The 11,895-nt window shown below is 39.4% G+C and carries 10 protein-coding genes; 7 read left to right on the top strand and 3 right to left on the bottom strand.

From position 1 onward, the window contains the following. Positions 1–300: 300 nt before the first annotated feature. On the bottom strand, positions 301–1,173 hold the full coding sequence (locus KN811_RS21500) for an abortive infection system antitoxin AbiGi family protein (RefSeq protein WP_187967537.1): 873 nt from the start codon (positions 1,171–1,173) through the stop codon (positions 301–303). A 326-nt stretch (positions 1,174–1,499) separates the two neighbouring features. Beyond that, entirely contained in the window at positions 1,500–2,258 is a 759-nt protein-coding gene (locus KN811_RS21495; RefSeq protein WP_187967536.1) for an XRE family transcriptional regulator, read from the bottom strand. A gap of 100 nt (positions 2,259–2,358) precedes the next feature. Between KN811_RS21495 and dinB the strand changes: the two genes are divergently transcribed. From dinB to KN811_RS21460, 7 genes are all read left to right on the top strand, one after another. Further along, complete coding sequence (gene dinB, locus KN811_RS21490; RefSeq protein ID WP_187967535.1) at positions 2,359–3,573, top strand: DNA polymerase IV; 1,215 nt, start codon at positions 2,359–2,361, stop codon at positions 3,571–3,573. Next, a complete protein-coding gene (locus KN811_RS21485; RefSeq protein ID WP_187967534.1) occupies positions 3,573–6,533 on the top strand; it encodes a DNA polymerase III subunit alpha in 2,961 nt (986 codons plus the stop codon). Before dinB ends, KN811_RS21485 begins: the two co-directional genes overlap by 1 nt. Positions 6,534–6,807: 274 nt before the next feature. Then, positions 6,808–7,851: a hypothetical protein gene (locus KN811_RS21480; RefSeq protein ID WP_187967533.1), complete on the top strand. Its 1,044-nt coding sequence runs from the start codon at positions 6,808–6,810 to the stop codon at positions 7,849–7,851. Further along, the gene (locus KN811_RS21475; protein WP_187967532.1) at positions 7,851–8,264 is read left to right on the top strand and encodes an STAS-like domain-containing protein; all 414 of its coding nucleotides are present in this window, start codon (positions 7,851–7,853) and stop codon (positions 8,262–8,264) included. The genes KN811_RS21480 and KN811_RS21475 overlap by 1 nt, the downstream gene beginning before the upstream one ends. A 4-nt stretch (positions 8,265–8,268) precedes the next feature. Beyond that, the gene (locus tag KN811_RS21470) at positions 8,269–8,763 is read left to right on the top strand and encodes a hypothetical protein (protein WP_187967531.1); all 495 of its coding nucleotides are present in this window, start codon (positions 8,269–8,271) and stop codon (positions 8,761–8,763) included. Positions 8,764–9,299: 536 nt separating this feature from the next. Beyond that, positions 9,300–10,438 (top strand): IS3 family transposase gene (locus KN811_RS21465; RefSeq protein ID WP_247716585.1). Its coding sequence is split into 2 segments (ribosomal slippage): positions 9,300–9,561 and positions 9,561–10,438, totalling 1,140 coding nucleotides; the frame shifts between segments, so codons are not numbered across the junction. Positions 10,439–10,452: 14 nt separating this feature from the next. Beyond that, the gene (locus KN811_RS21460; protein WP_425596685.1) at positions 10,453–10,752 is read left to right on the top strand and encodes an IS66 family transposase; all 300 of its coding nucleotides are present in this window, start codon (positions 10,453–10,455) and stop codon (positions 10,750–10,752) included. 233 nt (positions 10,753–10,985) lie between these two features. Here KN811_RS21460 and KN811_RS21455 read toward each other — a convergent pair whose 3' ends face one another. Continuing rightward, positions 10,986–11,762 (bottom strand): DUF3732 domain-containing protein, encoded by a 777-nt coding sequence (locus KN811_RS21455; protein WP_187967530.1) that lies wholly within the window; start codon positions 11,760–11,762, stop codon positions 10,986–10,988. Between the last annotated feature and the right edge of the window lie 133 nt (positions 11,763–11,895).

Genomic DNA, 11,895 nt, shown 5'->3' with positions numbered 1-11,895 from the left:
ATCTCTGGGGAATAAATCTCCAAGAGAGTACAAACCCAGATTGGGGGAAGAATTCTTCCCCCAATCTAATGATATTAATGAAAATTTATTGAATTTAGAGGTGTCTTAGATTGGGTAAGCCTACAATAGCTATGTTAATATACTTCATTGTTTTTTGCTTGCTTGTAACGGTTTGGTTATGATTTCGGCGTGGATAATTCCGCAAGAATTGTCCGCTGAAAAATCAAGTTTGTTAAAGATATAAAATTTTGAAATAGGGTAGAAACTACGCTGAATTATAGCCGTTATTGCCAGTAGTTTTTATTCCAACCTTTTAAACTTTTCTAGAGTTCCAATCTTTAATGAACCAGTCGCTAATAAATCATCTATTTTTTTAACAGAAAACTCTTCTTTAATAAAATTAGTTAGTTCTGAAACTTCTCTTTCTTTTTCAACTATTATATGTGTTATATTCTCAATGTCAATTTTTAGTATGTTTTTCGGCTCGTTAAAATGAGGCTTGTCAGTTCCAATCCACTTTTCGAATTCTGGATTTTTTTCACCACTCATTTTTGTTTCAAAGATGATACCTAAATCAAGGAATCCTTTTCTCCATTCTCTTTCGTTGTAAGCAATTCTTGTCTGATTATTTTTATTTTTGACTTTATAAGGTTTAGATAGAAGAATTTGAAAATAAACATTTTGATGAGCTTCTTCTGCATACTTTTTAATGGCTAAAATTAAATTGTCATCTGTGTGTTTGTCTATGGAATTAATCAATTCTTTAACTTCTCTTGGTAATGGATTAAACTTGATATAGTCAGTTATTTTAGTAAATCCTTTTCCTTTTGTTATGTCCTTAAGAATGTCAATTGTTTGTGGGACAAGTGACAGATTCAGTAAGTTCGTAATTGATTTATCTACTATACTATTTTCGTAAATATAGATAACTGGATTAAGTCCATTTTGTACTGCAAATTCTCGATTAATGACAACTCCATAACTACCATAATCGACAACCTCTTCCTCTCCAATATCTCTAAACAGTAAATTGCTGAAAGAAACCATTGGAATTAGAATTTTTCTACCGCCTAAATTTTCAACTGCATACGAAGGTTTAAATCCTTGTGTAATGATATTTTTAACTTTAGATAAGTCGTTCGTTATATGTAATAAATTATCTACTTGTTTCAATGTTTCTTCAAATTACTGGCAACTCGTTATATCCTAACCTTCGTATTGATATACGGTGTTGGTTTCCGCATTAGTATCGGTATTGGTTGTATTGTATAAATAAAAGAAAATCTTCGCAATACCCCAAAGGGGATTTTCCCCCATTGTCTAAAAGTATACAGTTAAAGTTAAATTATTTTCCGGAAATCCTTAATAGATTAACCCTGAACGTGATGATGATTGAAAAAAAAGTATCATAGTACCAATCCGGTCGAAGAAGGGTAAAAGGGTGGGGGTATGCCCCCTTTGGAAAAAACATGGTAAGGGCCCATTCGGCAGAAATGGCCTTATTTGTTTAGACTTGCCTTGATCTCTTTAAGTTCCGAGGTGATTTCTTTTGCCCAGGTTTCCATAGGTAGGGAAGGTACTTCCAAATGATGCGTGATCTTACCGGTAACCTGCCAGAGCTCCTGCACTTCATCTGTTTTTATTTCTATAACCGGATATTCGGTGTTGATGGAAATCAGTCGTACCGTATCGCCTGAAATGAAAACCTTTTTAACCACTACCGTATCTGAAAGTACAACTACGTACATCTTATCCTCCTTGATATCGGAAAGTTTTTCTTCGGCCTTGGCGATAACCCATTCCTTGTTGTGCAACACCGGGAACATACTGTTGCCCTCTACCTGGAACCCGCGGTAGGTGGCATTGCGAAACTCCGGCAGGGGCAGGTCAAAAGCAGGCAGGGCATCATACCACTGGGGGTCTTGCAGGTTATGGGCATAACCGGCCGAAGCCTTTACCGGGACCAGGACAATGTTTTCCTGCTGAGCAGAATTTAAAGTCACCACTTTGGGAAGGACACCATGGCCAGGTGCCTGAAGGTATTTTTGCTCGCTTTTGCCAAAAAGCCATAATGGATTAATGTGGAACCTGTCCAATAACAAGGCCACCACCTCTCCGGGAATCCGTGTCTTGCCCCGCTCAATATCAGCAGTACTGCCCTTGATCCCCAGAGATTCGGCAAAAGCCTGTTGGGTCATCTGCTGCTCCAGGCGGATGGTTTTAAACCGTACTATTTCCGTGCTTAAATCTTTGGTCATAAGACAAATATAGGCCTTTCATGGAATAAATCCACTTTTAATTGGATTATTTCCTAATAAATGGAAAAATTCCATAATTTTGGAAAAAATCCGAAAGTGTATGAACCGTACCATCCTGCATCTGGATCTGGATACTTTTTTTGTATCCGTGGAACGCCTGCTGGACAGCCGTTTGAAAGGCCGCCCTATCCTGGTTGGAGGCATCAGTGACCGGGGAGTGGTAGCCGCCTGTAGTTATGAGACCCGCAGCTTTGGCGTGCATAGCGGAATGCCTATGAAAATGGCCCGGAATTTATGCCCCGAAGCCGTCGTGATCAAGGGCAATGCCGGGGTGTATACCAAACACTCGGACCTGGTCACGGATATTATCAAAGCAGATGTCCCTGTATTTGAAAAGTCGAGCATTGATGAATTTTATGCCGATCTTTCCGGAATGGACCGTTTCTTCGGCTCTTATAAATATGCCTCCGAACTCCGGCAAAAGGTGATCCGGGAAACCGGGCTTCCGATCTCTTTCGGACTATCGGTCAATAAAGTGGTCTCCAAAGTGGCCACTGGACAGGCCAAGCCCAACAACCAACTGAAGATCGATTTTGGTTTTGAAAAACCTTTCCTGGCACCATTGCCCATTCGGAAGATTCCCATGATTGGCGATAAAACCTATTTGACCTTGCGTAACCTGGGGGTTAAACAGGTAAAGACCTTGCAGGATATGCCCAAAGAAATGCTCCATACCGTACTGGGGCGTAACGGGCTTACGATCTGGAACCGGGCCAATGGCATAGATACCACCCCGGTGATCCCTTTTTCCGAACGCAAATCCATTTCCACCGAACGTACCTTCGACCGGGATACCATCGATGTTGCCAAATTAAGGTCGCTGCTGACGGGTATGACCGAAAACCTGGCCTTTCAGCTCCGCAGGGGGGAGAAGCTAACCGCATGTATCAGTGTCAAACTCCGGTACTCCGATTTCCAGACCTATTCCAAACAACTGAAGATCCCTTATACAAGTGCCGACCATATCCTGATCCCCAAGATCCAGGAGCTGTTTCATCAACTTTATAACCGAAGATTACTGGTCAGGCTCATAGGGGTTAAATTCAGTCACCTGGTTCATGGTAATTACCAGATCAACCTCTTTGAAGATACCCAGGAGGCCATCCATCTCTACCAGGCTTTGGATAAGATCCGGTTGCGCTATGGGGAAAGGAGCGTGATCCGTGCCGCTTCCATGGGGGCACGCACCATCGGGAGGATGACCAACCCCTTTAACGGGCAACCACCAATAATATTAGCGCATAGAAAACAGTAATGTATTTAAATTGTCATTCATATTACAGCCTTCGTTTTGGCACCTTTTCAGAAGTGGACCTTTTGGAACTGGCCCGTGAGAACCATGTAACCCAACTGGCCCTTACGGATATCAATAACACTTCCGCCTGCCTGAATTTTATTCGAAAGGCAAGCACATATAACATAAAGCCCATAGTCGGGATCGACTTTAGGAACGGCATAAACCAGCAGTTTGTCGGGATCGCCAAAAACAATGAAGGCTTTAGGCAGCTCAATACATGGCTCTCTGAGCATTTGCACCTTGAAAGACCCATACCGCAGCAAGCTCCCGATCTGCCCGGTACTGTTTTTATTTACCCTTTTGAAAAGGTCCTGCTCCACGGAATGGAGGCCTTTAAAGAACATGAGTATATCGGGATCTCGGTAAAGGACCTCAGGAAACTCCCTTTTTCCAAATATATAGGCTATAAGGACAAGCTGATAGTACTTCAGCCGGTCACCTTCAGAAGTAAAAGGGACTATAATGCCCATAGGCTTTTACGGGCCATAGGGAACAATATCCTGCTCAGTAAATTATCCACAGAAGAGGTGGCCAGTGAGGATGAAAAGATGTATCCGGTGGAAAACCTCTATCAGGCCTTTCGGGAATACCCGTTTATTTTGGAAAACACGGACAGGCTGTTCCCTCAATGTAGCATTGACTTTGATTTTACCACAGGCAAGCAGAGCCAGAACCAGCAGACCTACACCAAAAGCGAACAAGACGATTACCGGCTTTTGGAAAAATTGTGTTTGGAACAGATAAGCTACCGTTATCCCGACGGGCAACAACAAGCCCTGGAACGGATGTGGAAAGAACTGGAACTGATAAAGAAAATGAGCTTCGTGTCCTACTTCCTGATCAATTACGATATTGTAAGGTATGCCAAAGCCCAGGGGTATTTCCATGTAGGGCGGGGTAGTGGTGCCAATAGTATAGTAGCCTACCTGCTGGGCATTACCGATGTAGACCCCCTGGAACTCGACCTGTATTTTGAACGGTTTATGAACTTGTTCCGCAGTACCCCGCCGGATTTCGATATCGACTTTTCCTGGCGTGACCGTGAGGATATGACCCGGTATATCTTTGAGCGTTTTCCCCATGTGGCACTTATGGGCACTTATGTGACCTTTAATTACAAAGGGGTGGTCAGGGAATTGGGAAAAGTATTCGGCCTGCCCAAAGAAGATATTGACCGTTTGAGCGAAAGGCAGTTTGACCATAGCGAACTCGATGAGGTCTCCCGGCTGGTCTTGCGCTATGGTTCGCTGATAACGGGAATGCCCAATTATATCAGTGTGCATTCCAGTGGTATCATTATCAGTGAAAAACCTTTACAGTATTTTACCACAACTTTTCTGCCCCCCAAGGGGTACCCTACGGTGCAGTTCGATATGCACATCGCCGAGGATGTGGGGCTTTACAAGTTCGATATCCTGGGACAACGGGGACTGGCCAAGATCAAGGAAACCCTGGAGATCATCCGCTACAACCGGCCGGAGGTTACCGGTATGGATATCCACGATGTACAACGGTTTAAAAAAGACAGGAAAGTCAACGGGATGCTTAAACGTGCCCAATGTATGGGATGCTTTTATGTGGAATCCCCCGCCATGCGGATGCTGCTTAAAAAACTGGAAGTGGACAATTACCTGGGGCTGGTCGCGGCCAGTTCCATCATCCGCCCCGGAGTGGCCCAAAGCGGAATGATGCGTGAATATATTTTAAGGCATCATGACCCCAAGCGTATGAAGCAGGCACATCCTGTCCTTCTAGATATTATGCCCGATACCTATGGGGTCATGGTGTACCAGGAAGATGTGATCAAGGTAGCCCACCATTTTGCAGGGCTGACCCTGGCCGAGGCGGATGTACTGCGCCGGGGTATGAGTGGCAAATACCGCTCCCGGGATGAATTCAAGGCTGTAGAAGAGAAATTTATATCCAATTGTAGACAAAAAGGCTATGAGGATAGCGTAACCCTTGAGGTCTGGAAGCAAATCGAGAGTTTTGCCGGGTATGCATTTGCAAAGGGGCATTCGGCTTCCTATGCCGTGGAAAGCTATCAGAGCATGTTTTTAAGGGCCTATTTTCCTTTGGAATTTATGACCGCCGTACTGAATAACGGTGGCGGGTTTTACCGCCCCGAGATCTATATCCATGAAGCCCGGATGCTGGGAGCAACCATCCACAGCCCCTGCATCAACCGCAGCTATATGGAAAACAGGATCAGGGGTAAGGACATTTTCCTGGGCTTTGGCTACCTGAAAGACCTGGAAGACCGGGCCGTACAGCGTATACTCAAAGAAAGGGAAACCAACGGGATCTTCACCTCCCTGGAAGATTTTATCGATAGGGTACACATCAGCATTGAACAGCTGAGTATCTTGATCCGCATGGAAGCCTTTGGCTTTACTGGTATTGATAAATACGAACTGCTATGGCAGGCCCATTTTTCCCTGGGACATACCCGCCGTTTTGAATCCCAATACCAGCTTTTTAAAGTAAAACAAAACAGCTATGAGATCCCGGTGCTGAAAACCACACACTTGGAAGCAGCCTTTGACCAACTGGAATTGCTGGGGTTTGCACTCTGTAGCCCTTTTGACCTGCTGCTGGAGCCTCCGCAAAGCAATCGCCTGACCAGGGATTTTAACCACTGTCTGAACCATTGTATTGACATCTACGGCTACCTGGTGACCACCAAACGCACCAGCTCCCGTTACGGGGAAGAGATGTTCTTTGCTACCTTTTTGGATCAGTCTGGTGAAGTGTTCGATGCAGTCTTGTTTCCCCCGGTGGCAAAACAATACAGGTTTCGCGGAAAGGGAATTTACCGTATCTATGGCAAAGTGGTGGAGGAATTCGGGTTCCTCTCTTTGGAAGTAGTAAAAATGAGAAAGGAAAGCTATGTGCAAGACCCGCGGTTTTCGGGTTAGCCTTTGTCGGTAATTTTAGGTAAAACTTTTTTATAAATTTTGACGTGGATACCCAACTAAATCTTGAATGGATTTAACTCGGAACAGTTACTTTTTGGGTTTATTCGGATAGGTTGTTACAAATGCTAACAATGCATACCGCTCATTGCCGCTATTTTTCTCGTGGAAAATCACGTGTATTTTCTATATTTACAATTCGGAGGACAAATCAAATCGATTTCTCCGCAACGAAACGTCATACTAAACCGTTGTATGCAATTACTTAACCAACTAAATGAAGAAGAACTACAAGAAAATTAAATACAAAAAATGGCACGATAAAAGGAGCCAAAAAATCGGGAAAAAACCAAAAAGGAATAAACCCTATGACCCAAATAAATTACCGATTTACAAGAATGCAAGAATTGAATATATTAAAGCTGAACCAGTAATTGCACCAAAAAATATTTGTCTACTTTCTGAAACACATAAGTCATTAGAATTTTACAATGAATTGAGAAGGGAAAGAAATATTTCTAAAATTGGTAGAACTTGTTTCGTTCAAATGGATATTTCCAAAGTTGAAGAATTCGACTATAGTTCTATTTGTGTTTTAATTGCAATCATTAGAGACTTAAAATCAAAAGGTGTTTATTTAAGAGGCAACTATCCTGAAAACACTGAATGTAAAAACAAAATTATTGAATCTGGCATACTAACTTTTATGTTTGACAATAATGGCAAACCTTTCAAAAAATCTGAAAAATCTGATTTATTATTTATCGAGAAAGGGTCAAAAATGTTAACTAGAGAAGACAATATTCGAATAAGTAAAACCGTAACCAATGTAGTCAAACATCTTACTGGAAATGAAAGCCATTTACCTAAATTAAGAACTATTCTTTTAGAAATATGTGGTAACTCAATAGAATGGGCAGAAACATACAATAAACAATGGCTGTTTGGAGTAAAATATGATGATGACAAAGCAATTTTCACCATTACAGACGTGGGGAAAGGAATTTTAAAAACCTTAAACAAAAAATTTAAACACAAACTAAGAGACACATTTTTAATGAAACAAGATGATGAAATTTTACAAGGTGCATTCATAAAAAAATATGGCTCAAGTTCAAGAAAAGTAAACAGAAATAAAGGTTTACCTTCTATCAAAAATGGTAGCGATATTGGAATAATACAAAATCTTAAAGTTGTTACCAATAATGTGATTTTACATTACGATAAAGAGTTCAAATCAGAAGTTTTAAACAAACACGAATTTCGTGGTACTTTATACAGGTGGGAAGTTACCGCAAATACAATATTAAAAGCTAGTTAATGGAAAATATTATTTACATAAAAGATTTTACGGAATATCCAGGTTTAAGACATTGTTCAATAAGCGATGATTCTGGAGAGGAATATTATCATTCAATACTTAATCAAGCATTTAAAAACTCATATGAAAAGAAGCAAAAATTAGTTATAAATATTGATTTTACAGCAGGATATGCACCTTCTTTTCTGGATGAAGCGTTTGGTAATTTAATTTATGATTTCGGTATAGAAACAGTTCAAAAATTTTTAGAAATAGTTTCTGAACAAGAACCGGATTTAAAAGAGATGATAATATCTGAAACATTTCCTCAATGGGAACAAAGAAGAAATAATAATGACGAACCTAAAAAAACTAAAAACCATCAAAAATGGTTTAGATTAGAGGAGGGAGAAATAACAACTAAAAGTTATTAATTATATGTGTTGTCCTAGTTCAATTCCTCTAGAAGCAAGTGATATAATTGCTATTGTTGGTGTTATTGTAAATGCAATCCTTGCAATTTGGATTGTTAAAACTTTACAGAATAATCTAACAAATAAAAGATATTTAAAAGACCATTTAATTCAAGAAATTAAAGATTTACGTAGTGAATATAAAAAGTTTTTGAATGAACTTTATCAAGGTAAGTTAAGACCTAAACAAATTCTTCCTTGGTTTAAATTAATGAATATTAAAACTCAAGATGTAATGGAAATAATTAATCAAAAATATGGTTTAGACAAAGACATCTTAAAAAACTATCAAGTTGAATTAAGGAATATGGTTACTGAACAAGAAGAATTTAATGATAATTTTAAGGCTAATAAATGTTTTCCTCTTAAAGAAAGTTCATTAAAGCATTTACTTCAATTCCAACAGAACAATAACTCAAAATTTAATCAATTAATTATTGAAATAAACGATAAAAATTAATGGCTTATGCAATGTTTACCATTGTTTAGCTGAATTAGTCAATATTTAATCTGATTTTAAAATTACTTTTTTACTCGTAACTGTCAGATTAAATATTGACTAATTCATATACAGGGTGTCTGTTTTATACTAAAAGTGCTCCTACGACGAATTTTACTTCTTTATAAGCCTCTCAATTTTAGCTTGTAATGAAACTAAATCACAAAATAAAAGTCCTTAAAAGGGCTTATTATTTGGATCTTGTATTTATAAAACTAATGGGTTGTGCGACGGTTACCATCTTTGTTATGGGCAGAGTTTACTGTTCTTTTAATTTTATTTTAAGTTCCTTAAATTCCTTTATGTGCTCTTCTAGTATCTCTGGACTTGGAATTATTCCAAATTCGTCAGATGGAAGATGCCCTTCAATCAAATCGGATATTTCACCGTGTTTCTCAACAACTGTTTCAATAAGTGATTTTTCGTATGTAAGCTTCCCTTAAAACCGAACTGTTTAAAATTATAAAAATGATTAATTTTAAACCAGAGTTCAAAAAATGAAGAAGAGTAAATTTTCACCCCAGCAAATCGCCAAGATTTTAAAAGAATTTGACAATGGCAAGTCAGCCGTTGAGATCAGTCGTGAATATGGAATAAGTACTGCTGCTTTTTACAAGTGGCGTGAGCGTTATTCGGGTATGAATGGGAAGGAACTCAAACGGCTTAAAGAATTAGAAGAGGAAAACCATAAGCTCAAGCAGATGTACGCTACTTTAGCCTTGGATCACCAGATGGCCAAAGAGATCATCGAAAAAAAGCTTTAAAGCCCTGCCGTAAACGTGCTATCAGTCAGGAGTTAGCTCATTACGGTATTAGCAGGGCGTGCCGTGTGCTTGATATGAGCAAAAGCGTGTTTTACTACAAACCGCTCCCAAAGAATGATTTAGCCATAGAGGAGGCTTTACAGGAAAAGGTAAAGCAACATCCTGAAGAAGGTTTTTGGATGGCCTACCATCGTCTTAGACGAGAGGGAAAGCCATGGAACCATAAACGTGTTTACCGGGTATATAAGGGCCTTGGTTTGTCCATAAGGCGCAAGGTGAAGAAACGCCTACCTGCCCGGGTAAAAGAGCCTTTGGAAGTACCAGAGACCCTCAACCATACCTGGAGCATGGATTTTGTGCATGATGTATTGGAGAACAAACGTAAATTCAGGGCCTTTACCATTGTTGATGATTTTAACCGAGAAGCCCTGCAAGTAGAGATCGATTATTCGCTCTGCAGTAAGCGCGTGGTATATGTGTTAAATCACCTGATCAATCGGAGAACAAAGCCCAAGAAAATCCGTATGGATAATGGTCCCGAATTTATAGCTAAGATAGCTGCACAATGGGCAGAGATGCATCAAATTGAATTCAAATACATACAACCGGGAAAACCTACACAGAATGCTTATGTCGAGCGTTTTAATGGAACCTACCGTAGAGGTGTACTAAACAAGTATATTTTTGATAACCTAGACCAGGTAAGGGAACAAACTCAGATATGGATGGATGATTACAACCATCACAGGCCACATAACGCTCTTGGTAAGGTGCCTCCGGTTGAGTACGCAAAGAAAAATCTCAGCAAGGCTAGCCTTGCTGAGATTAATCAAAAAAATAATAATATTGTACTAACTAACAGTTCTAACTAGGGGTAGCTTACACGATGACCTACTTTTTAAACCAATATCCCAAGTTCGAGACTATTTTTAGTGATGGACGTATCGAGCTGGATAATAACCTGATTGAGAACGCTATCCGTCCCCTGGCTCTGGGAAGGAAGAATTACCTCTTTTGCGGAAGCCATCAGGCAGCACAGCATGCCGCCATGCTGTATTCCTTCTTTGGAACCTGTAAGATGCAGAACATCAATCCCAGGGAGTGGCTTACCGATACACTCCGGAGAATCCCCGATCATAACATCCAGAAACTCGAAGAATTACTCCCGGGATACCACAAATCATAGATGTACTTGCACGGATGGATACGTTTTGGAATGACTTTCAAGTTGTTTTTTTCGTTTCTCTTGTTGAGCTTTAATATATCTTTCTTTTATTTCGGACATTGATTCCATTAGGGTGCGTTATGTTTTTTTTCAGCATGTGGCTAACGGTATAGTATAAGAATAGTAGTAGACTTTACACACAACCCTTTTGTATATTAACTTAATTTTGTCTTAGTGATTAAACCGCGATTGTTTTATACATCTTTGTTGTGCACTGTGCTTTCTCCTTCCAGTGGTTTCCAGTCATTAGGTATTAATTTTAAACCATCTCGCCAAATTTCTGTCACAGAATTCTCAAATCTCTCATTTTTTAGATAGGCATGGTCAGTAATAATCACTTGTAACCCTGGCGATAATGATTCAACGACATTGAACATAAAATCAAACATTTTATTTACTGCTATTTCATCCGCACTGACTTCAACTAAACTATCCGTTTTTTCAGGTGGATAATAAACCTGTGTTGGTTGGTCAATTATTATGAAATTTGGAACAGGTCTATCATTTTGTATAAAATGTTTATGAAGAGCAAACACTATAAGTAGGTGATACGCCACCCAATTGGCTCCACTACCTATTTGTGGTAAAGCTATTGGTTTGGTATTAGAATCGATATACATAGTCAATTTGTTGATATCAAATCTTATTGGGTTATCCTCATATTCAACATCCAATCCCTCAACCCATTTACTCATTTGAAGATTGATTTTATTTAGGATCGAGAGTAATAATTCTTTTTCATTATCACTATCAACCAATTTTTCCAATTCAACAATTTTTGACTTTAAATTCTCAATTTTGGAATCAACATTTTCAACCTCTTTATCGACCTCTATACTCTCTAAAAACAGGCTTACTCGACCGATTATTTTTCCTCTCCTTAAATTCAAATCTCTTACTGTTCTAGCCTTTTCATTTTCAATGTATAATGCAGAAATACTTTTTTCAATTCTTTTTAGTTCAGTCTCCACAGAATGTGTAGGCTTACCCAATCTAAGACACCTCTAAATTCAATAAATTTTCATTAATATCATTAGATTGGGGGAAGAATTCTTCCCCCAATCTGGGTTTGTACTCTCTTGGAGATTTATTCCCCAGAGATTG

The organism is Sinomicrobium weinanense, assembly GCF_018863395.1.
GTDB lineage: Bacteria > Bacteroidota > Bacteroidia > Flavobacteriales > Flavobacteriaceae > Sinomicrobium > Sinomicrobium weinanense.
The sequence above is the reverse complement of the archived record's forward strand: the minus strand, read 5'-3'. Positions and strand labels throughout refer to the sequence as shown.